General features: G+C 67.7%; 24 protein-coding genes. 12 read left to right on the top strand and 12 right to left on the bottom strand.

The window, feature by feature from the left end; genetic code table 11:
- Positions 1–149: 149 nt before the first annotated feature.
- A complete protein-coding gene (locus HGB39_RS09900) occupies positions 150–1,283 on the top strand; it encodes a BTAD domain-containing putative transcriptional regulator (RefSeq protein WP_081276474.1) in 1,134 nt (377 codons plus the stop codon).
- A 197-nt stretch (positions 1,284–1,480) separates the two neighbouring features.
- Here the strand turns inward: HGB39_RS09900 and HGB39_RS09895 are convergent, their stop codons facing one another.
- Together HGB39_RS09895 and HGB39_RS09890 are read right to left on the bottom strand one after the other, a co-directional pair.
- The gene (locus tag HGB39_RS09895) at positions 1,481–1,834 is read right to left on the bottom strand and encodes a DUF732 domain-containing protein (protein WP_005562623.1); all 354 of its coding nucleotides are present in this window, start codon (positions 1,832–1,834) and stop codon (positions 1,481–1,483) included.
- A 266-nt stretch (positions 1,835–2,100) separates the two neighbouring features.
- Positions 2,101–2,553 (bottom strand): hypothetical protein, encoded by a 453-nt coding sequence (locus HGB39_RS09890; RefSeq protein ID WP_005562625.1) that lies wholly within the window; start codon positions 2,551–2,553, stop codon positions 2,101–2,103.
- A gap of 478 nt (positions 2,554–3,031) precedes the next feature.
- On the opposite strand from HGB39_RS09890, the gene HGB39_RS09885 reads away from it, so the two are divergent.
- Positions 3,032–4,891 carry a serine/threonine-protein kinase PknD gene (locus HGB39_RS09885; RefSeq protein WP_005562629.1) on the top strand — a complete coding sequence of 620 codons (1,860 nt, stop codon included), beginning with the start codon at positions 3,032–3,034 and terminating at the stop codon, positions 4,889–4,891.
- A 25-nt stretch (positions 4,892–4,916) separates the two neighbouring features.
- On the opposite strand, the gene HGB39_RS09880 is transcribed toward HGB39_RS09885, so the two are convergent.
- Positions 4,917–6,161, bottom strand: coding sequence for an LCCL domain-containing protein (locus tag HGB39_RS09880; protein WP_120661433.1), 1,245 nt, complete (start codon positions 6,159–6,161; stop codon positions 4,917–4,919).
- Positions 6,162–6,713: 552 nt separating this feature from the next.
- Positions 6,714–7,385, bottom strand: a complete 672-nt coding sequence (locus HGB39_RS09875) for a hypothetical protein (RefSeq protein ID WP_005561927.1) — start codon at positions 7,383–7,385, stop codon at positions 6,714–6,716.
- Positions 7,386–7,747: 362 nt separating this feature from the next.
- On the opposite strand from HGB39_RS09875, the gene HGB39_RS39835 reads away from it, so the two are divergent.
- Both HGB39_RS39835 and HGB39_RS09865 read left to right on the top strand, forming a co-directional pair.
- A complete protein-coding gene (locus HGB39_RS39835) occupies positions 7,748–7,885 on the top strand; it encodes a hypothetical protein (RefSeq protein WP_005561925.1) in 138 nt (45 codons plus the stop codon).
- Between the two features lie 232 nt (positions 7,886–8,117).
- On the top strand, positions 8,118–8,522 hold the full coding sequence (locus tag HGB39_RS09865; RefSeq protein ID WP_005561924.1) for a hypothetical protein: 405 nt from the start codon (positions 8,118–8,120) through the stop codon (positions 8,520–8,522).
- On the opposite strand, the gene HGB39_RS09860 is transcribed toward HGB39_RS09865, so the two are convergent.
- Entirely contained in the window at positions 8,509–9,318 is an 810-nt protein-coding gene (locus HGB39_RS09860; RefSeq protein WP_064079918.1) for a HugZ family pyridoxamine 5'-phosphate oxidase, read from the bottom strand. The two genes, HGB39_RS09865 and HGB39_RS09860, sit on opposite strands and share 14 nt — an antisense overlap.
- Before the next feature lie 139 nt (positions 9,319–9,457).
- Between HGB39_RS09860 and HGB39_RS09855 the strand changes: the two genes are divergently transcribed.
- The 3 genes from HGB39_RS09855 to HGB39_RS09845 all read left to right on the top strand — a co-directional run bounded on the left by HGB39_RS09855 (position 9,458) and on the right by HGB39_RS09845 (position 11,861).
- Positions 9,458–9,925 carry an NfeD family protein gene (locus HGB39_RS09855; RefSeq protein WP_005570922.1) on the top strand — a complete coding sequence of 156 codons (468 nt, stop codon included), beginning with the start codon at positions 9,458–9,460 and terminating at the stop codon, positions 9,923–9,925.
- Positions 9,922–10,794, top strand: a complete 873-nt coding sequence (locus HGB39_RS09850) for a slipin family protein (protein WP_005570923.1) — start codon at positions 9,922–9,924, stop codon at positions 10,792–10,794. The genes HGB39_RS09855 and HGB39_RS09850 overlap by 4 nt, the downstream gene beginning before the upstream one ends.
- A gap of 137 nt (positions 10,795–10,931) precedes the next feature.
- Positions 10,932–11,861 (top strand): phosphodiesterase, encoded by a 930-nt coding sequence (locus HGB39_RS09845; protein WP_005570924.1) that lies wholly within the window; start codon positions 10,932–10,934, stop codon positions 11,859–11,861.
- Here HGB39_RS09845 and HGB39_RS09840 read toward each other — a convergent pair whose 3' ends face one another.
- On the bottom strand, positions 11,862–12,215 hold the full coding sequence (locus HGB39_RS09840; RefSeq protein WP_005570925.1) for a helix-turn-helix domain-containing protein: 354 nt from the start codon (positions 12,213–12,215) through the stop codon (positions 11,862–11,864).
- 56 nt (positions 12,216–12,271) lie between these two features.
- Here HGB39_RS09840 and ppk2 point away from each other — a divergent pair, with 56 nt between their 5' ends.
- A complete protein-coding gene (ppk2, locus tag HGB39_RS09835; RefSeq protein WP_005570926.1) occupies positions 12,272–13,216 on the top strand; it encodes a polyphosphate kinase 2 in 945 nt (314 codons plus the stop codon).
- Here the strand turns inward: ppk2 and HGB39_RS09830 are convergent, their stop codons facing one another.
- Positions 13,217–14,911 (bottom strand): stealth family protein, encoded by a 1,695-nt coding sequence (locus tag HGB39_RS09830; protein ID WP_248949628.1) that lies wholly within the window; start codon positions 14,909–14,911, stop codon positions 13,217–13,219.
- Between the two features lie 39 nt (positions 14,912–14,950).
- On the opposite strand from HGB39_RS09830, the gene HGB39_RS09825 reads away from it, so the two are divergent.
- Complete coding sequence (locus tag HGB39_RS09825; RefSeq protein ID WP_005570929.1) at positions 14,951–15,478, top strand: flavin reductase family protein; 528 nt, start codon at positions 14,951–14,953, stop codon at positions 15,476–15,478.
- Complete coding sequence (locus HGB39_RS09820; RefSeq protein WP_005570932.1) at positions 15,478–16,215, top strand: pyrimidine reductase family protein; 738 nt, start codon at positions 15,478–15,480, stop codon at positions 16,213–16,215. Before HGB39_RS09825 ends, HGB39_RS09820 begins: the two co-directional genes overlap by 1 nt.
- 8 nt (positions 16,216–16,223) lie before the next feature.
- On the opposite strand, the gene HGB39_RS09815 is transcribed toward HGB39_RS09820, so the two are convergent.
- The 3 genes from HGB39_RS09815 to HGB39_RS09805 are packed head-to-tail and all read right to left on the bottom strand — an operon-like array spanning position 16,224 to position 20,375.
- Positions 16,224–16,655, bottom strand: a complete 432-nt coding sequence (locus HGB39_RS09815) for a hypothetical protein (RefSeq protein WP_005570933.1) — start codon at positions 16,653–16,655, stop codon at positions 16,224–16,226.
- Between the two features lie 44 nt (positions 16,656–16,699).
- Positions 16,700–17,116, bottom strand: a complete 417-nt coding sequence (locus HGB39_RS09810; RefSeq protein WP_043792190.1) for an acyl-CoA thioesterase — start codon at positions 17,114–17,116, stop codon at positions 16,700–16,702.
- Between the two features lie 46 nt (positions 17,117–17,162).
- Entirely contained in the window at positions 17,163–20,375 is a 3,213-nt protein-coding gene (locus HGB39_RS09805) for a DEAD/DEAH box helicase (RefSeq protein WP_005570935.1), read from the bottom strand.
- A 135-nt stretch (positions 20,376–20,510) separates the two neighbouring features.
- Here HGB39_RS09805 and mddA point away from each other — a divergent pair, with 135 nt between their 5' ends.
- Positions 20,511–21,293: a methanethiol S-methyltransferase gene (gene mddA / locus HGB39_RS09800; RefSeq protein ID WP_005570936.1), complete on the top strand. Its 783-nt coding sequence runs from the start codon at positions 20,511–20,513 to the stop codon at positions 21,291–21,293.
- 2 nt (positions 21,294–21,295) lie between these two features.
- Here the strand turns inward: mddA and HGB39_RS09795 are convergent, their stop codons facing one another.
- A complete protein-coding gene (locus tag HGB39_RS09795; RefSeq protein ID WP_005570937.1) occupies positions 21,296–22,024 on the bottom strand; it encodes an SDR family NAD(P)-dependent oxidoreductase in 729 nt (242 codons plus the stop codon).
- Positions 22,025–22,119: 95 nt separating this feature from the next.
- Here HGB39_RS09795 and HGB39_RS09790 point away from each other — a divergent pair, with 95 nt between their 5' ends.
- Positions 22,120–22,602: a VOC family protein gene (locus HGB39_RS09790; protein ID WP_043792193.1), complete on the top strand. Its 483-nt coding sequence runs from the start codon at positions 22,120–22,122 to the stop codon at positions 22,600–22,602.
- Between the two features lie 6 nt (positions 22,603–22,608).
- Here HGB39_RS09790 and HGB39_RS09785 read toward each other — a convergent pair whose 3' ends face one another.
- The gene (locus HGB39_RS09785; protein WP_005570940.1) at positions 22,609–23,085 is read right to left on the bottom strand and encodes a hypothetical protein; all 477 of its coding nucleotides are present in this window, start codon (positions 23,083–23,085) and stop codon (positions 22,609–22,611) included.
- Between the last annotated feature and the right edge of the window lie 23 nt (positions 23,086–23,108).

Raw genomic sequence — 23,108 nt, 5'->3', positions numbered from 1 at the left:
CTCGCCGACCTCAGTCAACACCGACCACGTCAGGGCATCAGCCAACCGTTGTCCGCGGGTCAGGGCGGACAGGCTTTGTGTCAGCGCCGCGACGGTCCCCGACGACGGGACGGCACCGGAGGGGCCACCGGGGTAGGGTCATCGGTGTAGTGGACGGCACACAGCCCGGGACGGGACTGCACTTCGACGTGCTCGGACCGGTGCAGATGACGATCGACGGGATCGCCCCACCGCTGGGTGGCCCCAAGCAGCGTGCCGTCCTCGCGGCCCTGATCATCAACCGCAACCACCCGGTGTCCGCCGACGCGCTCGCCGACCGGGTGTGGAATCATCGGCCGCCACCCGAGGCCCGGGCGAGCCTGCAGGTGTTCATCTCGAATCTGCGTCGAATTCTGCGCCATGCCGGGATCGATGCCCGGGCGGTGCTGGCCAGCGCGCCGCCGGGGTACCGGCTCATCGTGCCGGACCAGGGTTGTGATCTGGGACGATTCCTCGCCGAGAAGAGGGCCGGGATCCAGGCCGCCGCCGCGCGGCGATTCGAGGAGGCGAGCGGGCACCTGGCCGCCGCGCTCGCCGAGTGGAAGGGCCCGGCACTCGACGATCTCCGGGATCTGGAGTTCGCCGAGACGTTTGCCGCCGCGATCGAGGAGGAGAAGGTGTCGGCCCTCGCCGCCCGCGCGGAAGCCGAGATCGCGTGCGGACGAGCCGAGGCGGTGATTCCCGAGTTGGTGTCCCTCGCGTCCGTCTACCCGCATCGCGAGCCGTTGTGGGGTCAGCTGATCACCGCGCTGTATGTGTGTGGCCGGCAGTCCGACGCCCTCGAGGCGTGTCGCCGGCTGCGCTCGAACCTGGCCGAGGAACTCGGCATCGATCCGGGCCGTGACCTGCTAGAACTGGAGGGCCGCATCCTGCGGCAGGAATCATTGGCGGTGGCCGAGACCGCGCTGGCGACCGCCGCCCATACGGTCACCGTCCTCGAGACGCTCGAACGCGCCCTGGCCGCGCAGCTGCGGGATCGTCAGGGCCGTGTCTTTCGGATCGGATCGGCGGGGGTCAGGATCGGCCGGATGCCCGACAACGACATCGTGCTCGCTCAGGGCAAGGTCAGTCGCCACCACGCGATCATCGTGGATACCGGGATGAACTTCGTGTTGCGGGACCTGCGTTCCTCGAACGGTGTATACGTGGGCGGCAACCGCGTCGTCGACAGCGTCTGGCTCGTCGATGGTGACATCATTCGGATCGGCGACACCGAGCTCGAATTCCAGATCGTGGTCGAATAGCGCAGCGCCTCCCCACCCCCGACACGTGCGTCGTCGTGCTACCGACCGATGTTCCGCCTCGTCGGCATCACCACCGGGCCCAGACGCTCCGGGTGCCGGTCGCGGAGCCACCGTGGGGACCGCACCGACGGGCACACCCCACCGACCGGTTCGTCTCGGGTGCGGCAACCGACTCGGTGGGGCGTGTGGCGGGTGAATCAGGCCGGGAGCGCGTAGGTGTATTGCGGGCAGTACACCGTCACGGCGTCGGCGATGATGAAGCCCGCCTCGTACGGCGAGTGGGAGGACTCGCTCAGGAAATCCAGTCCGATGTCGTAGAAGTCGTAGCCGCTCTCGAAGTCCCCGCAGACCGCGTAGCCCAGCGCCACCGCGTAGTAGGCCGAGTCGTAGGGGATGCCTTCTTCGTCGAGGGCGGTGAGGTAGACCTCCTCCGGCGCATAGCTGGTGGCGTTGGCGACCCCGACCCCACCCATGGCGGCGACGCCGAGCACGGCGGTGACGGCGGCGACGCGAGCGGCGGACTTGACGGACTTGACGGTCTTGGGGAACATGGCGGGTCCTTTTCTTTGAGTTGCCATTGGCTGGTATGAAAAGGATCTGGGATGTCGCTTGTCGGATTCTGAACGAAATCTTGTGATGGTCTCCGCGAGCTCGACGCGGCCTGGCGCCGGTCACAGCGGGAGGACCGCTGCATCGACGGGTTCGGGTGTGATGCCGCCTCGGCTCCGCGGACTCGACGGTCTCGGAGGATCCCGAGCCGATCCGACCCGGGTCGGATGTCCCGCTCGGCCGGGTCGGTCTAAGTGAAACTGGCGGCCTAAGTGAAACTGGCGGCGCGCGTCCACTTCATGGTGCGCAATGCCGACGACAACGCCGGGACGATCGGACCGATTCGTTTCGAGAAGGACACGATTTGGTCGTCGTAGTCACCTTTAAGTTGGAAGTGTTTGCAGCGGTAAGGGATTCGCGTTGCCAGGGCGGCGTACACGGCGTCCGTGTCGGTGACCGCGCATCCCTGACCGCGCGGATGGGAGGCGCGAAGGCTGGACTCGGCCCGCTCGCGGAGTTCGGCCAGCAGTTCACGCTGCTGTTTGCGGGGGAGGGACTTGGCATCGTCCGGCAGCATCGACAGGGCGCCCTGCGCGACGCGTGTGATGGCGTCGTGGTCGGGCTCGTCGGCTTTGGCCGCGCGCAATGTGTCCTCGACCGCCGCCCGCAGCCGTGCCGTCAACTCCAGGTCGGACGCCCGGTAACTCGTATAGGGGACCATGCCGAGGGCCCGGCGCCGTTTCGTGGTCGCCCACGAGTTGGTCCCGGGCCAGCCTCTCGGTGGGCCGCGGGTCGGTGCCGATCCAGTGTTCCCAGGTGCGCGGGCATGAGGCGGAGATCTGCGTGATCAGATGTTGCTCCAGCGCGCCCGGAAGCACCGGGGTGGACTCGATGACCGCGCGGCCTTGCGATCGGTACCGCGCCGGTCAGGTAGAGCTCGGCAAGAACCCCCGCACGGACGAGTGCACCGAGTTCGTCGTACTCGGCGATCAGGCCGTCGGGGCGTGTGCAGAGCAAATACAGGCGCTTCCACAGCGGGAGGGGAGGCACATAATCGATGCTAGCCCGTTGCGGCCGAAGGTGGATGGCGTGGACGACCGACTCTGCAGCCCCATGAGTGTGCCCCGTGAGTCTGCGGAGTCATACACTCCGATTGGCTCACAGACGGCGTAGCGGTCCGACCGAAGGCGGTGTTGCCGATGGGTCGTGCGGAACTCGAGCCGGGTGACGTGTTCGCCGGCTACACCATCCAACGTGTGTTGGGCGTCGGTGGGATGGGCGCTGTGTACCTCGCTCGCGATCCTCACCTGCCCCGGAACACCGCCCTCAAATTGCTGGACCGCAGCCTGACCACCGACGACTGCTTCCGCTCCCGCTTCGAGCTCGAGGCCGACCACGCGGCGCGCCTGGAACACCCGAACATCGTGTCCGTCTTCGACCGAGGCCGGGAAGCACATCAACACTGGATTGCGATGCAATACGTTGCCGGAACCGATGCCGCGGTGGCGCTGCGTGAGGGTCCGATGGACCCATCGCGCGCCGTGCACATCATCGCCGAAACGGCGAAGGCCCTGGACTATGCACACGAGAACGGCGTGCTGCACCGCGACGTCAAACCGGCGAACATTCTGTTGGGCACGTCCGGCGCCGAGCAACCCGAGCGGGTACTGCTCACCGATTTCGGTATCGCCAAGGCCCTCGACGAGACACAGCACCTGACCAAAACCGGGTCGCTGGTGGCCACCCTGCAGTACTCGGCGCCCGAGGCTTTCCAAGGCATCCCACTCGACCCCCGCGCAGACGTGTACTCGTTGGGCTGCACCCTATTTTGCCTGCTCACCGGCCGCCCACCGTTCACCGGAAGCACCCAGGAGGTCATGCGCGGTCATCTCAGTGCACCCGTACCGCGGATCAGTGCTGTGCGCGGTGATCTTCCGCCGGCCATCGACGACATCGTCTCCGCCGCTTTGGCGAAGCGGCGTGAAGACCGGCTGCCGACCTGCCGCGCACTCGCGGCCGGCGTTCAGCTTGCCCTGTCGAACGCGCAGTCCTCGCACACGGCCCAGCCCACCAGTTTGCGGTCGCAGACGACAATGCACGGCGCACCCCATGCCCAGACGACTCGGCAGCCCACCTCACCACCGCATGGGCGGCCGCCGCCCCGGCCGGTACCGCAACCGCCCCCGCCGCAGATGTTCAGCGTTCCGCGTCGGCGAAATCCGGCGCGTGTTCTGCTTGCGCTCGCCTTCCTCACAGTCTTGGCCGTCGGTGCCGCAGTGGCGTTCGTGTATTGGGGCAACCGGTCATCGACGCAGACCACGTTGCCGTTCAGTGGCCTCAACTCTCCCGTCGGGGTGGCCGTCAACACTGCCGGAGATCTTCTCGTCGCCGACACCAACAACAATCGCATCCTCAAGCTGGCCGCTGACTCCGACGCCCAGGACGTCCTCCCGTTCACCGATCTCGACCACCCCGCGGGGGTCGCGACCAATGACGCCGGCGACGTCTTCGTCGCCGACACGAAGAACAATCGGGTGCTGAAACTCGATGCCGGAGCCACAACCCAGACGGTGCTCCCGTTCACCGACCTGGCCGGGCCCGCCGGAGTGGCGGTCAGCGACGCCGGACACCTTTTCGTCGCCGATAACAACAACAACAGGATTGTCGCGCTGCCCGCCGGCGCCGCGAGCCAACAGGTGCTGCCGTTCACCGACCTGCACGGACCGGTCGGCGTGGCGGTCAACTCCAGTGAAGACGTATTCGTCACCGATACCGACAACAACCGCGTGCTCTTCCTTCCCGCCGGCGGCACCGACCAGACCGTGCTGCCGTTCACAGAGCTGGCGTCCCCCACCGGTGTGGCGGTTGATTCCACGGGCGATGTGTTCGTCGCCGACTACCGAAACGGTCGCGTTGCCGAACTTCGAGCGGGTGCGGACACCGCCACTGTGGTGCCGTTCACCGGGCTGCACCGCCCGATCTGGGTAGCGGTCAGGGCCACCGGAGACCTCTACGTCACCGAGGGCAACACGGTCCTACGACTGCCGGGCGACCCTTGATGCCGTCCGTCCCGACCGGTCACGGTCAACCGCCACCGACGACTTGGAACGAGCCATACCAGCTTCCATAACCCACGGACGTGACGCCGTTCGATGTCGAACCTTCATACGAGCTGAGGCCCGGGGAGATCACGATGACCACCACGCCGCCGCCCCGCTGGGAAATCACTCCCGCATGCACACCAGCCGTGCACACGCTGGAATCATCCGTGTAGGTGCCCGAGCCCCACACGGTGCCGAACGCTCCACCCGGCGGGCACTCGAACGACGCTCGTCCTCCGTCCTGACCCCGGAAAGCCTCGGCGGTCGTACTCCAGTCGGCGGGCGGCAGCGCCTGCGTTGTCGGCGGCTGCGTTCGCGGGGGTGGCGCCACCGTGGTCCGCGGCGGCGGTGGCGCGACCGTGGTTTGGAGCGGTGGGCGTGGCGCGACCGTCGTCCGGAGCGGTGGCGGTGGCGCGACCGTCGTCCGGAGCGGTGGCGGTGGCGCGACCGTCGTCCGCGGCGGTGGGGGTGGCACCGTCGTGGTCGGCGTCCTCGTCCGCGTCGTCGTCGGTTGCTGCGGTGTCCCGCTGCCGACGTTGATCACCACAGGAGCCCCGGTGACAACGTTGATGACCGTGAACTGGGTAACCGGCGCGGGTGCGGGCTGCACGACGATGATCTTGTCCGGCGCGAAACCCGGCCACCGCTGCCCGCTGTACGTCGGGGCTGCTTTGGTGGGCTGCGGCGGCAACAGCGGGTTCCCGCACTGGCACCGAACCCGCGGCACACCGCGGTCGTCGACGAGGACTGCCGTCCCGGCCTGCAGCACGGACTGCAGCGCGGTCGGTCGGCCATTCTCGTACCCGTGATTCGTCACCCGGGTATCGGAACCGAGAATCACCGACGTGAGCGACTCGACATAGGCGCGGACGTCGGAAACACCCAACACCTCGCCGAACGCGGCCCGCTGCCCCGGATTCTGTTCGAGGAATCCGATCAGTTTCGGCTTGTCGCAGACCGACAACTCGAGGGAGCCACCGTAGATTCCGGTTCGGTCGCCCGGCACGGCGATCAATCCGGGCCGGCCCGGATCCGGCGCACCGGCAGCCACCGTCGGCATCGACTCCGGCAGCGTGGTCGGCGCATCGGGGGGCACCACCGGCGGCGTCCACGGAAACGGCCCCTCGGATGCGGCCGCCTCGAGCAACACCTCACCCTCATCCGCGTCGCCCCTCACGAACAAGAGATAGCCGCCGACGAGCACTCCGATCAGCACGGCGGCGAGCAACCCGAACAGCAGAGGCCAACGGCCACCGCCCCGCGAACGCGGAGGTGGAGGACCCGGCGGCCCCGGGGGCGGCCCATCGGCGGGCGGCCATTGTTGGGCGTGCGGTTGCCACTGTTGGCCCTGAGGTTGCCACTCGGGGCCGCGGGGTTGCCAGTGCGGACTGCCTGGCGTACCCGGATCGTCGCTCATGGTGCACCGCCGTCGACCATGTCGCCGGATTTTCGTCAACGATACCCCCGAAAACCGGGCCTCACGAGACCCGGTGGCTGTCCGGCTTGCGCAGAAGGGAAGCGACAACCCGGTCAACGGGGGTCCCCACGGTCCCGTTGACCGCGCCTTATCCCTGATTTCCCTGATTCCTGCTTCAACGACGCCGGCGGGGTGACGCGTTCACCGGACTTTGCGGCGAGGTACTCGACGTACTGGACGAACGCCTCCCGGCAACCCGTCGCTGCGGGCGGACAGTCAGGCAAGGACATCGTGTTCGGCGACGAAGGCGTCGGCGGGGATATGGGTGACCGACTGCACACCAGAATCTGGTGATGCCACCTGTCAGGTGACCGTGATCGATTGGGCGACGGCTCCACTGCTGTCGCACACCACAGTCACGGTCTGGTCGCCGGGAGGAGTACCGAAATACAGAGTGAGAGAGCCGGTGCCATCCACCACTCCGTCGAGGAAGAGTGCCTCGTTCGCATCGGTGGTGGCTATGCATGTCTCCCCGGGCGCGGCGCCCGTAATGAATATGTCGGCACCGCCGGGGCCGCCATAGATGTTGGCGTAGTAGCCCTGGGCGGGTCCGGGGGCGGGTGCTGGGGCTGGTCCCGGACCGGGGCCGGTGGGTGCGACCGTGACCCATTTGCCGTAGCCCCCGCTGCTGTCGCACGCCAGAGTCACCTGGTGGTCGCCGGGCTCAGCTGGAATAAAGATAGCCAGAAACCCCGCATCATCCACCACGTCACCAAAGGTGTAGCCGTTGTCGGTGACCAGGCAGTTCTCCCCGGGCGTACCGTCGGTTACATACACTTCGACCTCGTCGGCGCCCCCATAGACCTCAATAGTTGCGGCCGAGGCTATCCCGTGACCGAGCAGTACCAGGGGAACCGTAGCGCCGACACACATCGCGGCGCGAAGGCCGGTGTGTTTCATGATCGAACCGGTGATTCGGGGCGCCGGTGTGGCGGTGGCGACGCGAGCGGCGGACTTGACGGTCTTGGGGAACATGGCGGGTCCTTTTCTGTGAGAGCTTTTGCGGGTACGAAAAGGATCTGGGATGTCGCTTGTCGGATTCTGAATGAAATCTTGCGATGGTCTCCGCGAGCTCGACGCGGGCCCGGTGCCCGGCCCAAGCGGTGGCGACGGGCTTGGGGGTCGATGCCGCCTCGCATCGGCGCCGTGGGCTGGAAGGTCTCGGCGAAGATCCTTGACGTCAAGGATCTTCTCTGTCCGGACCACGTATGAGACGTCAATGCCACCAATGCGACTTCGCCGGCTGCACAAACCCGCGCACATGCGGTTGGGGACCAACGCCGTCAACCGCACCGAATACCACCTGCGCCGCCGCAACCTCGCCTGTATCCTCGCCGATGTCCGCGGCCTGCCGGCCGACCCGCGCCATCGCCGCCGCGATCCGCACCGGCCTCGCCCGTGGCGAAGCCATCGAGGAGATCGAGGAACGGATCCGCTGCGCGGAAGCGGCCGGGTTACCCCTCACCCTCTGGTGACTGGTCGCCGAATCGAGTACCCGCGTGAATCCACACCTCAGAGCGGAAGCTGACCACCGCGGCGTAGCGTGCGAAAGGTGTCGCGCACGGGGGCTTCTCCGCGTGCATGCGTTCATCGACGAATCGAAGCGGGGCGAGTACGCCCTGTGTGCGGTGATGGTCGCGTCCGGCGACCTCGCGGCTCTGCGGAAGCAGATGAAGGTGCTCCGCCCGCCGGGCACTCCTGCATTCAATGACCGGCGTCGGGAAGAAGCTGGCACCGAAGATAGTCGCCGAGGTCGCGCGATTGGAGGCGACCAGCCGGATCTATGTGATGAGCTCGCGGAAGGTCAACGAACGCCAGGCCCGCGACGTCACCCTGGCAGCCGCGCTGCGCGACTTGGCGCAGATGCCGGTGACGAAACTTGCACTGGTCACCGGGCTCGGCGCCGTCGGAACCGACACCTATCGGCTGCTGCAGTCGGCCGTCACCGGTCACCTGGATTTCGCCGGACGCCCGCTCGGTGCCCGACTCGCACCCGAGGTGTTGCGCGCAGGCTGGTCCCGAGAGCGGCGAGCACGAAGCTCGCCGCTCTCATCCGGGCTGGTCGGTCGGGGAGGTCGTCGCCCCAGCTGTTACGTGCTCACCGACCGGTGAGTGCCCGGGCCTGATCTGTCAAAGCGACTGTCGCCGCGCGCAACTGGTCGGCGGAGTCGAGTGGCTCTGCGTATCCGACGCGGGTCACGGCCACGCCGCGGGGGGTGATGACCCGCAGGTCCAGTCCGTAGCGATCGGCGCCCTCACAGGTGACCGTCTTCGCATCGGGGAATCCACCGAGCGCCTGGGCCATGGCGCGCAGGGCGTCCGCGTGGTCGGCGTTGAGGTGCTCGATCGCCGGGCCGGCATGCGGGGTTACGGGGTCTGCTGTCGCGGCGGCGTAGGACTCTTCGCTCGCCGAGTCCATTCGCCCGTAACCGCCGACCCAGCGCACACGCTGCACCCGCAGCACCCAGAGCGAGAAGTCGCTGAAGTCGATGTAGACGTGCGCCGCCGGGACGGCCGCCAGGTGCGCCTCCCGCGCGGCGGCGAGCTCGTCGCCTTCCGGGCGATAGACGTACCCGGCGAGGGTGATGCGGGTGCTGGCCAGTGGATCGGCGGGCGGGTTCGGCGCGACGATCGCGATGCTGGCGCGAGGATCGTGCGCGAGGTTGCGGCCGTGCTCGGCCATCTGCGACACACACAGCACTGGCGAGCCGTCGAGCAGACCGTAGGTGACGAACGACGCCCACGGGTCGCCGTCCCTGGTCAGGCTCGCGAGGGTGCCTACGTTCGTCGTGGCCGCGACCGTCCGGGCCTCCTCGGCAGCGGACGGGCGGGCCGGATTGACGACCTCCTCCAGCGGCGGCGGCACGGTCGGGGCGTCACCGGGATCTCCGTGATCAAGGTTGGTCATTCGTTGAACGGTACCCCGCCGGAAATTGCGGGTGGCATTGCCGTCGACCTGCGCTTACCGTTGAACTGAGGGCTCGATCGCGAAGAGGCTATGCGAGTGCGACCGGGTCCTCGCAAAGCGTGATCGTGGGTGATGCGAGATGACCGCGTTGGGCGTGCTGGCGCTGGTGCTGGGTGTGCTGTTGATCGTCGTCGAGGCACACGCACCCACCGCGGGTGTGCTCGGCGGGCTCGGGGCACTGTTCGTCGGGGCCGGCGTGTGGCTGCTGTTCACGTCCAGCGACACCGCACAGATGATCGCCATCCCGGCGGCCGCCGGAGTCGCGGTGGTCGGAGTGGGTCTCGCGGTGGTGGGCGGCCGGAAGGCGCTCGCCGCCGGGCACGCGCCCGTGCGCACCGGGATGCAATCCCTCGTCGGATCCGACGCCACCGTCCGCAACTGGAAAGGACGGCAAGGTCAGGTCGAGGCCGCCGGAAGCCTCTGGAAGGCGCAAACACTGTTCGGGGACGACGAGACACCGACCGCCGGCGACTCCGTCATCGTCGAGCAGATCCGCGGACTCACCCTCACCGTGCGCCGCCGCGAACCATGGGAGCTGGAGATATGACCACAATCATCGTCATCCTGTGCGTCGTCATCACCCTCCTCGCCGTCCTCGCGAGCAGCTCGATCCGGGTGCTGCGCGAGTACGAGCGGGCCGTCGTGTTCCGGCTGGGCCGGTTGGTCGACCTGAAGGGTCCGGGACTTGTGCTGCTGATCCCGGCGATCGACCGGATGGAACGGGTCAGCCTGCGGACCGTGACCCTGAAGATCCCCGTTCAGGAAGTGATCACCCACGACAACGTGCCTGCCAAGGTCACCGCCGTCGCCTACTTCCGGGTGGTCGACGCCGACCGGGCGATCGTCGAGGTCGAGGACTTCCTGGCCGCCACCCTGCAGATCGCCCAGACCACCCTGCGCTCGATCCTCGGCAAGGCCGACCTCGACGCCCTGCTGGGCGAGCGGGAACGCCTCAACGAAGACCTGCAGAAGGTCATCGACCAGCAGACCGAACCGTGGGGTGTGAAGGTCACCACCGTCGAGATCAAGGACGTCGAGATCCCCGCCAACATGCAACGGGCCATCGCCCGGCAGGCCGAGGCGGAGCGTGAGCGCCGCGCCAAGATCATCAACGCCGAAGCCGAGTTCCAGGCCTCCGCGAAACTCGTCGAGGCCGCCGACGTCATCAGCCGCAACCCGACGACGCTGCAGCTGCGTTACCTGCAGACCCTCAGCGCCATGGGCGGCGAGAACAACTCGACCGTCGTCTTCCCGATGCCCCTCGACCTGGTCCGACCGTTCCTCACCGCGGCCAAGGACGCGGCAGCGGCGGACGACGGCGACGAGCGGGTCCGGTTCGAGGCGCAGGCCAACCTCGCCGCGATGATCCCGCCCGCCGGCCCGGAGGCGCGCGCACCGCACCACGCACGAAACTGACGTCGTGCCCCACCGTTCACCGTCCGGCCACCGCGCGTGCCCCGGGAGGTGACCGGAGTGCGCTTGGCTAGGGTGGACAAATAGTGGCGTCCACCCGGGCACCTGCCCCCGTCGGGGCGAGCGGAAGCGAGAGACCGATGAGCGGCACCGAGGCAGCCGACATACGGACGGCCGAGTATCCGCGACCGTCACATTTCGTGCTGCACCTCAGCGACACCCATCTCGTCGACGACGACCTGCTGTACGGGGCCGTCGACAGCGAGGCAACCCTGCGGCAGATCTTCACCGAGATCGAGTCGTCGCACGCCCGCCCGGACGCCCTGGTGTTCACCGGCGACCTCACCGACCGGGGCCAGCCGGGCGCCTACGAGAAGCTGAGGGCGATCGTCGAACCGGTCGCCGCGTCGCTTGGTGCGCAGGTAATCTGGGCGATGGGCAACCACGACGACCGCGGCCACTTCCGGACGGAACTGCTCGGGCAGGAACCGTCGTACGAGCCGATCGATCACGTCTACGACGTCGACGGACTGCGCATCGTCACCCTCGACACGACGGTGCCGGGACATCACCACGGGGAGATCTCCGAGAGCCAATTGATCTGGCTGGCACAGCAGCTCGCGGTTCCGGCACCGCACGGAACCATCCTGGCGCTGCATCACCCGCCGGTGCCATGCGTCCTCGACCTGGCGGTGCTGGTGGAGTTGCGTGACCAGCCGCGCCTCGCCGACGTGCTCAACGGCAGCGACGTCCGGTCGATCCTCGCGGGACATCTGCACTACTCGACGACGGCGACGTTTGCGGGCATCCCCGTCTCCGTCGCGTCGGCCACCTGCTACACCCAGGACCTCAACGTCCCTGCCGGGGCGTTGCGCGGGCGCGACGGCGCCCAGGGCTATAACCTCGTGCACGTGTACCCGGAGACGATCGTGCATTCGGTGGTCCCGATGGGCAGCTACGACACCGTCGGCGAATACGTCACCGCCGAGGAAACCGAGCAGCGGCTCGCAGCCGAGGGCGTGCGGATCCCGGACGCCGGTGAACAGGCCGTCATGCGGGTGCGGGTGTAGTCAGCCCCTGCGCGGGAACTTCTCCCGGTACGCCATGACGTCGGAGAGCCGGAACCGGCGGTGGGTGCCGCGCATCTCGATGGGCAGGGCGCCGGAGTCGGCAAGCCGGCGCACGTAGGTGTCGGAGACGCCGAGGATCTCCGCGGCCTGCGACGTGGTGAGCAGGTCCGCGACCGCACCGAGCGCCACACTCTGCCCGTCGGCGAGCAGGGTGAGCAGTTCCAGCACCGCGTCGCGCGCGGGGTCGGGCAGCACCGTTCCGTCGAGGGTGACGATCGGCGACCCGTCGAGGGCGGTCCCAAGCTCGGCCGCGACCGTCGGGTCGAGCGCGGAAACGATGTGGTCGATGCTCATGGATCCACGATCTCATGAGCCCGGACGGCGACGCCTCGCGGCGGTAGTCTTGCTGTGTGGACGAATTGCACGATCCCGACGCCTTCGAACTCGCGCGTGCCGGTCAGATCGACGTGACACCGGAGATAGACGAGATCGGGGAGCTGCTGCGCAAGTCCGGCCGCAAACACGCCATCGACGACATCGACGAACCGTGGCGGCACGGGTACCCGTACGACGAGAAGATGACGCGGCGGCAGTACGAGAACCGCAAGCGCAAACTGCAGATCGAGCTGCTCAAATTCCAGGCGTGGGTGAAGGAGAACGGCGAGAAAGTCGTCGTCATCTTCGAGGGCCGGGACGCGGCCGGCAAGGGTGGCGCGATCAAGCGGTTCACCGAACACCTCAACCCTCGTGGCGCGCGGGTGGTGGCGCTGGAGAAGCCCACCGAACGCGAACGCACCCAGTGGTACTTCCAGCGGTACGTCCAGCACCTGCCCGCCGGCGGGGAGATCGTGATGATGGACCGCTCCTGGTACAACCGCGCCGGCGTCGAACGCGTCATGGGCTACTGCACCCCCAACGAGTACCTGGAGTTCACCCGGTCTGCGCCGGAGTTCGAGCGGATGCTCGTGCAGTCGGGCATCCACATCGTGAAGTTCTGGTTCTCGGTGGGCCGGGAGGAGCAGCACGCCCGGTTCGTCTCCCGCAGCACCGATCCCGTCAAGCAGTGGAAGCTGTCACCCACCGACCTCGCGAGCCTCGACAAGTGGGACGCCTACACCGAGGCCAAAGATGCGATGCTCTTCTACACCGACACGCCGCAGGCGCCGTGGACGGTCGTGAAATCGAACGACAAGAAGCGGGCCCGGATCGAGGCGATCCGCTGGGTGCTCCACAAATTCGATTACAGCGGCAAGGACCTGCGGGTGGTCGGCACCCCCGACCCGCTCCTCATCGGCTCTCCCGCAACGGTCTACGACGAGGGCGAGCGTCCGAACGACGCGTTTCCCGCCGTCTGATCAGACGCCGGTCTCCCACGGCGCCGGGATGGGGAAGTAGTTCTCCAGGAACTGCGTCACCTTCCTGGTCCGCAATTCCAGGTCGATCTCGGGTGCGCTGCCGTCGTTGAGGCAGAAGAAGTCCATCGACCGCTTCGCGAGCAACGAGTCCATGTCGCGGAGCCCCGACTTCATCGTCGTGTCGACGTACTTCACCCGCGCCGCCGTCTGCACCACCGCGCGGCCACTCATCAACGCGTAGTAGTGATACAGCGAATTCGTCACCGAAATGTTGGTGCTGGCGCGGAAAGTGCTTGCGGCCGTAGCGGCGAACTCGTCGGGGAACTCCTTCTCCATCTCCTCCATCACACTCTTGCGGAGCGGGGTGGCGGCGTGTTCGAGGTGCCGGGTGGTCATCAGACCGAAGCGGTCCTGCAGCAGCCGGCGGTTTACGCGGGCCGCGTTCTCGAATCCGCTGCGCTCGTCGTCGTTGTGGCCCAAACCGATTCGGGTGGTCGCCTCGATGAACATCGTGATGCCGCCGGGGGAGAAGAACATCTGCGGACCCACCGAGCGGCCGAAGAACATGTCGTCGTTGGAATACAGGAAATGCTCGGCGAGACCGGGGATGTGGTGCAGCTGGCTCTCGACGGCCTGCGAATTGTGGGTGGGCAGCACCGACGGGTCGGCGAAGAACTCCTCGCTCGGCATGAACGTGACCCGCGGGTCGTCGGCGAGCCACGCGGGACGGTCGGAGTCGGTGGCGACGAAGATGCGGCGGATCCACGGCGCGTACATGTGCACCGAGCGCAGCGCGTACTTCAGCTCGTCGATCTGCCGGAACCGGGCGGCGGAATCGTCGCCCTCGCCGACCACGTAGCTCTGCATCCGCTTGGCGCGCTGCGCCTGGAACTCCGCGGACGACCCGTCCACCCAGGAGAACACCAGGTCGACGTCGAAATTGATGTCCGACGCATGGTCGGCGAACATGTTCTCGATGGTGGGCCACACCCGTCCGAACCGCTCGACGGTGCCGCGGACCGCCTCCTCCGAGCGCACCACACGCCGGGTCAGGGAGTTCTCCATCGGCAGCACGATCTCGTCGTCGCTGATCGACCACAGCTCGATCTGCACCCCCGTCGACGCCCCGTAACTCAGGCCGCTCGCCAGGTGCACGCGCGGACGGAACAGCCGGAAGATGCGGGCCTTCGACGTCGCGGACAGGCTGCCGTCGGAGACCAGGACCGCGGGACCCTTGGCGTCGACGGTCTTGGAGTAGAACGGACGGTCCTCACACGCGGCGACCAGGGCCGCCCGCAACGCCTTCCGCTGCGCCCAGTTGACCGCGATGACCGGGCGTTCGTCGTTGCCCCGCACCAGCAGATACTCGATTCCGGCGCCATCGAGGACGTCGCGGACGAACAGCAGGTCCTCGACCATCGCCTCGTGCGGCGTGGTGTGCGTGATCGGCAGCGCGAAGCGGCCCTTGAACCGGACCACGTCGGCGCGGTCGCGCAATCTCGACGCCGCGGCGGCGGAGGCATGGGCGACGGCGTCCGCGGTCTCCTGCTCCGGGGGTACGAAGTAGACGTCATGCGGAGCGGAGGATTGCGTAATGTCGGGCCTTTCGGTGGCTGTCGCGAGTGCGATCCTGCCCAGTCTAGGCGCTGCGGTGCGGCTACCGCCTTCGAGTAAGCGTCGGACGCGAAGTACCACGTCGGACGCTTCCCGGCCGGAATCTGTTAGGAAGGACCCATGGCCGATCGCACCGGGGACATCGACGCAACTGATCGGGATGCCTGTCAGGCTTTCGAGGACGTCGTCGCGCTCCTGAACTATCCGATGTTCGTGGTGACCACACGGTCGGAAGACGAGATGTCGGGGTGCCTCGTCGGGTTCGCGTCGCAGGTCAGCATCAACCCGCCGCGCTTCCTGGTCGGACTGTCCAACAAGAATCACACCTTTTCGGTGGCGTCGCACGCGGAGCGTCTGGCGGTGCATCTCCTGACCCGTGACCACGTCGCGCTCGCGACGCTCTTCGGCGCGCAAACCGGGGACGAGATCGACAAGTTCGCCCGATGCGACTGGCATCCCGGCCCGCACGGGCTGCCGATCCTGGAGGACTCACCCGCATGGTTCAGCGGCCGAATCCTCGAACGACTCGAACTCGGTGACCACGTCGCGTTCCTCCTCGCCCCGGAGACCGGATCCGCCCCGGACGACCTCGGGCAGCTGGTCACCTTCTCCGACGTGCGCGACCTCGAACCCGGGCACGAGGCGTGATGCCGCAGATGCGCAAGCTGAGCAGCGGTGCCGACGAGGTGTCGGCGGAAGAGTTCTACCGCGACCCGCCGGACGGGGTACGGGTGAACATGGTTGCCAGCCTGGACGGTGCGGCGGCGTTCGGCGGACGCGTCCGGCCCCTGTCCGACCCGGTGGATCACCAACTCCTGCGTGCGATGCGTGCGTATGCCGACGTGGTTCTGGTCGGGGCCGGCACCGTCCGCGCCGAAACGTACGGACCGGTGCAGCTGACGGAGGAACAGGCTCGCTATCGACTCGAACGGTGGGGACACGACACACCACCGCCGATCGCCGTCGTCACACGAACGGGGAATCTTCCCCCCGGTTCACCACTGTTCGCGGGTGGTGTCAGGCCGATCGTCGTCACCACCCGACGGGTGGCAGAAACGCGCGGGGCAGCACTCGGGGAGTCGGCGGACATCGTCGTGGCGGGTGACGACAGCGTCGAGATGCCTGCCCTCATGGCCGCTCTGCGGGACCGCGGGTTCGGCCGAATCCTGTGCGAGGGCGGCCCCACCCTCCTCCACGATCTCGTCACACACGATCTGGTGGACGAGATGTGCTTGACCCTCGCCCCGCGATTGGCCGGTCCGCAAACACTGCCCGCATCGTCTGGCCCGACAGTGCAAGCGCCGCGCACACTTTCACTCGAGCACGCTCTGATCAACGACGACTTTCTCTACCTGCGCTACGGCCGGGGAAGGCAGCGCGGCTGACACTGCCGTCAGTCCAGGACGGTGAAGAACGAGTCGCCGTCCTCCGCGGACCCGTCGATCTGCCCCCGGTCGGTGCGCGAGTCCTGCACGATGACGCCTTCGACCACGTCGGCGTGCTTGTTTCCGAACACCGGAATGTCGATGTCCTCCTCGTCGATGACACGGTCGACGTCCTCGGTCAGCTGGTCGTCGGGGAGATCCGCCAACGACACCTCGCTCTGCTCCTCGAGCATCACGTCGGGCTCTTCCTCGGACAACTTCTCGTCGAGGGACTCACCCTCCCGCTCCTCGCGCGCCGTGGTGCCGAACTTGTCGGCCTCACTCCACCCGTCGGGCGGATCGACGACGTCGTCGCCGTCGTTGTTGCGCACGTCGTCGGAGTCCAGGCTCTCGCTGGGGCTCAGCGTGTCACCGGGCCCGTCTTCGATACTCATACGCATCAAATGCCCAGATCAGGCTTCGTTGAAACTTCGATCGATCGAGGTCAGGCGACGACCGGAGCGCTCCGCAACGCCTCGAGCGCCGCGATCTGCGCCGGCGACCACGGCGCCGAGTTCACCCGGCTCGAATCGAGGTGCACGAGTACGACGGTCAGCTCCGCGGCCGGCACGCAGTCCTGGTGGAGGGTGATCAGGAAGGTCAGCGAGGTGGTGCCGATCCGGTCCAGGGCGACGACGACGTCCGCGTCACCGGTGAACAGTTCGCGTCCGAAGTTGCTGACGACGTTCACCACGGCGGTCTGCGTGACCGGGTCGAGCAGGTCGCCGCACGCCTCGTCGAGCGCCCGATTCCACGCCGCCCCCGCTGCCTCGTGCGCGCAGTAGAACGGCACATGGCGGCTCACGGACGCCGGCGCATCAGGTGTGGCGTTGTTCCGCAGGGCGATCGTGTAACGAGGCATGGATCGGACATTACCCAGACCCCGGCGGACCGGCATGCGCAGGGGACTATTCGAACAACCCGCGGAGGTCGTCGGCGTCGAGGCTGGAGCTGAGCAGGGAGTCGGCGTCCATCACGCTCGCGAACAGCGCCGACTTCTTCGCCTTCAGTGCCATCACCTTGTCTTCGATCGTGTCCTTCGCGATCAGCCGATACACCATCACGTTCCGCGTCTGCCCGATGCGATGCGCCCGGTCGACGGCCTGAGCCTCCGTTGCCGGGTTCCACCACGGGTCGAGGATGAAGCAGTAATCGGCCTCCGTGAGGTTCAGCCCGAAGCCGCCGGCCTTGAGGCTGATCAGGAACACCGGGGCGGCGCCCTCCTTGAACTCGCGGAGCACGTCGCCGCGACGCCGGGTGCTGCCGTCGAGGTAGCTGTGCGCGATCCCGGCGTCCGCGAGTCGGTCGCGGATCTTGCCGAGGAACCCGGTGAACTGGCTGAACACCAGCGCCCGGTGACCGCCCGCGACGACGTCGGCGAGCTGCTCGAGCAGGGCGTCCACCTTCGCGGACGGAACGTCGTGGTATTCGGCGTCCACCAGTCCGGCGTCGAGGCTCAGCTGCCGGAGCAGGGTGAGCGACTGCAGGATCGTGAAGCGGTTCTTGTCGACGTCGGCGAGCAGGCCGAGGATCTTCTGCCGCTCACGCTGCAGGTGGGTGTCGTAGACCTTGCGGTGCCGCGGGTGCAGTTCGACGTCGAGTACCTGCTCCTGCTTGGCCGGAAGATCCTTCACCACTTGCTCTTTGGTGCGGCGCAGCATCAGCGGCTTCACCCGGCGGCGCAGCTGCGCCAGAAGTTCGGTGTCGCCCTGCTTCTCGATCGGCTTGCGGTAGTAGTCGGTGAACCGGGCCGGATGCGGGAACAGTCCCGGGGCGGTGATCGACAGCAGCGACCACAGCTCCATCAGGTTGTTCTCCATCGGCGTGCCGGTGACCGCCAGCTTGAACGGAGTCTCCAGCCGGCGAACGCACTGGTAGATCTTGGACTGATGGTTCTTGGTGAACTGCGCCTCGTCGAGGATCAACCCCGACCACGCGGACTCCGCATAGGCCTCGAACTCCAAACGGAACAGGGTGTACGACGTGACGACGATGTCGGCGCCCTCGACCAGCTCGTCGAAGGGAACGCGCCGCCGGGATCGGGTGTCGGAGATCGCGACGACGGTCGCGTCCGGAGCGAAGCGGGCCGATTCGGACTCCCAGTTCGACACGACGCTGGTGGGGGCGACGATGAGGAACGGCGGCGCGGCCGGATTCGACTGCCGCGCATGGCAGATCAGTGCCAGCGCCTGCAGTGTCTTGCCGAGCCCCATGTCGTCGGCGAGGATGCCGCCCAGCCCGTGCTCCCACAGGAAGGCCAGCCAGCGGAACCCCTCCAGCTGATACGGGCGCAGCTGGGCGTCCAGCGTGCTCGGGGCGTCCGCGGGCCCGATGGTGGTGGGCGCGAGCAGGCCGTCCACCTGCTGCCGCCACTGCGTCGCCTGACGTTCGACGGTGCCGAGCGCGGCGAACTCGTCCCACAGACTCGCCTGGAAACGGCTCAGCCGCAACGTCCCGTCCGCGCGGTCGCGGAGGGCGCGCGCCTCGTCGATCAGCTTGCGCAGCGTGTGGAGTTCGGGTTTGTCGAGGGAGAAGTAGGCGCCGTCGGGCAGCAGCAACTCGGTCTTCCCCGCGGCCAGCGTCGAGAAGACCTGGTCGAACGGCACGTCCCGGCCCTCCACGGTGAGGGTGACGCCGAGATCGAACCAGTCGGTGCCGCCCTCGGATGCGGTGACCGACACTCCGATGGCCAGGGAATCGCCGGCCTCCCGGTAGTCGGCCGGTTCGCCCGAAACGTCGATCGACACGTCGGACTTGCCGTGGAGCAGGGGCAGGACCTCGGTGGTGAACCGCATCGTGTCGAGTCCGCGCAGCGCCGTCGCTTCCGGACTGCCCGACCCCAACCCGTATCTGTCCCAGGCGATGTCGAGCTCGTCGAGAAGTGCGCGCTCGCGGGCGTCGTCCCGGTACTCGTCGCCGGGGGTCCGGGCAGTCAGCGGCGCACGGTGCTCGTCGTCCCCGACGGTGTACAGCCATTCCCAGTCGACGGCGACCTCGTGGTCGGGGTGATACGACGCCCGCATCACCAGAGTGGGCTCGGAGATCGCGGGTGGGACGAACGAGCCGTCCGAGGAGATCACGGTGGCCAGGTTGCGCAGCTTCGGCAGGAAGTCCGCCAGGAAACGGGGCTCTTCGGCGGCGGGCACCTCGATGGGCGTGCGGCGGCGCACCAGATCCTGCAAGGGGCCGGGTACGACGGAGTCGAGGCGCGCGAGGTGTATGCGGTCGTCCGCGTCGACGTAGAACAGGCCGTGGGCCCGGACTCCGATGAAGCCGACGGTCACTGCGTCGACGGGTTCGCCGTCGACGCGGACCACCGGCCGTACGACGAGAGCGCCGGTGGCGTCGTCGCGGGTGGCGTCGAGGCAGACCTCGGCCGAGCGGTAGGGGGCGAGTGCGCCCAAACGCTTGGAGGAGTGGATGAGCTCCACGCCGACCCGGGTCGCCTCGTCGAGCAGCGACCACAGCTGGCGGCTGGGGAAGACGCCGAGGTCGAGATCGGTGTGATTCTGGCGGCGGTAGGTCAGACCCCCGACAGACAGCAGATGGATCTCGTGCAGCATCCGGATCTGCTCGGCCGGATGCTGGAACTGGCTGCCCAGCTTGTTCCACGCCAACCCGCCGACGATCCAGCCCTTGCTGCCCGGTTGGACGGGCCGCACCAGCAACTGGGGTGCCGCGTCGGCGGCCGACGCCTGGACCCGGAACTGGATGGCGAGCGGCGAACGCCCGCCGGAGTCGCCGAAGGGATCGGCGGTGAGCAGGGAACCGAGCGAGCGTTCCCAGGTGGGCGCGACCGCCGCCTGCGCCTGGGACCTCGCCTGTTTCATCGCGGTGATCAGCAGGGCGGCGACGTGCTTGCAGTTCATGCCGACCGGACACGTGCAGATCCCGTACCGGTACACGGTGCGGGATCTGCTGGAGACGATGAACGCCGACGTGGAGTACGGCTCCCTCGCCGTGCCCGCGACCTCGCCCCACAGCTCCTTGGCTGCCGGATCCCACGACATCTGGATCACCGCGTGGTCGCGGGCGTACTGCTCGCCGCGGGTGTAGGTGGTGGTGCCGAGGACCGCCTTGATCGACGCCACGTCGATGTCGCGCAAGTCCCCGGGAAGCATGGCCACAGAGTAGTCAACCGATCCGACACGGTCGCCGGGGTGCGGTGACTCCCACCCCAGGGTTCCTTGTTCCGCACCTCGCCCGATCGGAGACTTCGGAGCGTCGGGGGAATCCCAGCGATCGGAGAGAACAGCATGGCCGAGATGGTCGAATCACCCCAGGCGCACCGCACAGGTGGTGTCGCCCGAACACTGATCACCGTGTACGGAATGGTCGTCTACGCGACGTTCCTGATCGTGTTCCTGTACGCGATCGGATGGGTCGAGGGGCTCGTGGTGCCCCACACGATCAACGATGGTCCCGACGCCCCCGTAGCCGTCGCCGTGGTCATCGACGTGGTGCTGCTGACGGTCTTCGCCATGCAGCATTCGGTGATGGCCAGGCCCTGGTTCAAGAAACGCTGGACCAGGATCGTCCCGCAACCGATGGAGCGCTCGACATACGTCCTGTTCGCCACGGCCGCGCTGGCGCTGCTGATGTGGCAATGGCGTCCGCTACCCGAGCAGATCTGGGACGTGGAGACCGACTGGGTCCGCGTGGTGATCTACGTCGTGTCGCTCGGCGGGTGGGCCCTCGTGCTGGCGGCGACGTTCGCCATCGACCACTTCGACCTGTTCGGGCTGCGCCAGGTGCTGCGGAACCAGAGCGGAAAGTCGGCTCTGCCCAGTCACTTTCGGACACCTGTGCTGTACCGGGTGATTCGGCACCCGCTGTATGCCGGTTTCATCATCGCGTTCTGGGTGGCGCCGACGATGACCTGGGGCCGATTGCTGTTCGCCGTCGGGACCACCGGCTTCATCCTGGTGGCGGTGCGTTTCGAGGAGCACGACCTGGTCGACACGTTCGGCGACGACTATCGGACCTACCGCTCGCGGGTGCCGATGCTCGTCCCGAGGGTCGGCTCGCGAGGGCGGTAGCGTCACAGACCGCCGGAAACGTCGATGGTCGTGGCGGTGACGTAGGACGCCTGGTGCGACAGCGCCCACAACACCGCTTCGGCGATCTCCTCGGGCTCCGCGACCCGGCCGAGTGGCACCTTTCCGGCCACTCGCCCGGGTCGTCCGGGATCGCCGGCGGCGGCGTGGATGTCGGTGTCCGTCGTACCGGGCGCGATACCGACGACGCGGATGTTCGCGCTCGCCAGTTCCCGCCCGAGCCCCGTCGTGAAACTGTCCACGGCCGCCTTGGAGGCCGCGTACCCGACGTATTCGCCCGGCGCGCCGGTGCGGGCCGCGATCGAACTGAGATTGACGATGACGCCGGAACGCCCTGTTCGGATCCAGTGCTCGGCCGCCGCGCGGGCGTAGGCCATCGCCCCGAAGACGTTGACGTCGAACACCTCCCGCATCACCTCGTCCGGGGTGGTGAGGAACGTGCCGAGTGGGCCGGTGGTCCCCGCGTTGTTGACCAGCGCGACCAGCTGACCGCGTTGGTCGGCCGCATCGACGACGGCGACGGCCTCATCCGCGTCGCGGACGTCCGCCCGCACGGCGGTGGCGCGGACACCGCAGTGGTGGACGAGTTGCGCGGCGGCCTCGTCGTCGTTCTGGAACGTGAACGTCACCTGATAGCCGCGATGGACGGCGAGACGCACCACCGCTGCGCCGATGCCGCGGGATCCACCGGTGACGAGGATGTGTTCGGACACGATACGAGCGTATCCGGGCGATCAAATGCGGACCGAAAATGACCGCTATCGGTTCTACGGTGAGAGAAACCGATTCGCCGACGCAGGAGGACCGCATGACCGTCGATCCGATTCCCGAGGGCTACGCCACCGTCACGCCGTGGATCATCTCCCGCGACACCGCCGCACTCATCGACTACGTGAAGGCGGCGTTCGACGGCGAGGAACTCGGTCGGATGGTGGGCGAGGACGGCACCATCGGGCACGCCGAGGTGAGGATCGGGAACGCCGTTGTGATGATGTTCGACGCGCGACCCGATTGGCCGCCGACGCCCGGGTTCCTCCGCCTGTACGTCGAGGACGCCGAGGCGGTGCTCGCGCGGGCCGTCGCCGCCGGGGGCACGCTGGTGACGAAGGCGACGCACCTGTTCTGGGGCGACGTCGTGGGCCGCGTCCGCGACCCGTTCGGCAACCTCTGGTGGGTCCAGACCCACATCGAGGACGTCGACGAAGCGGAGATGACCAGGCGCATGAGCGACCCGACGTTCACCGCCGCAATGGACTACGTGCAGAGCGCGGACTTCTTTCCCGGGCGATAGCCCGGATCAGCGATTCGGCCTGCCGAACGTGATGCTCGGCGCCGTCACGGTGACGGACGCGATCCGGACCGCCACGCCGGACGGCTTCGGCGGCTCGGCGTCGATGATCGTGGGGTGATAGTCGACCTGCTCGGACGACGGACGGGCCGGCGCGAACACGCTCCGGACGACCCCGATCGGGGTGCGGGCAATCGCGTCGGCCGACTGCTGGATCTGTTCGAGCGTCCGGAACACCGTGTCGAAATTGTCGGACTGCTGGGTGGTGCTCACCGCCTCGACCACCGGCCGCATCGTCCGCAGCAGGAACACGACCTCCTCGAGCAGTTCCTCGGTGAGCCGGAGGATGTGGAACGACGTCTTCGCGACGTCGATCGGCACGGTCACGGCGCACACGGCGACGCGGACCGGTCCCTCGGCGGCAGTGGCCACTTTCCGGACAGTGCGCTCGACGGGGGACGGCACGAAACGGAAAACGAAGTTCACCAGTCGACCCCCTCACAGCACGG

Source organism: Rhodococcus opacus (assembly GCF_012396235.1).
In the GTDB taxonomy this organism is placed as follows: domain Bacteria; phylum Actinomycetota; class Actinomycetes; order Mycobacteriales; family Mycobacteriaceae; genus Rhodococcus_F; species Rhodococcus_F opacus.
Note: the sequence above shows the minus strand (reverse complement) of the source record. Positions and strands in the feature narration are given on the sequence as shown.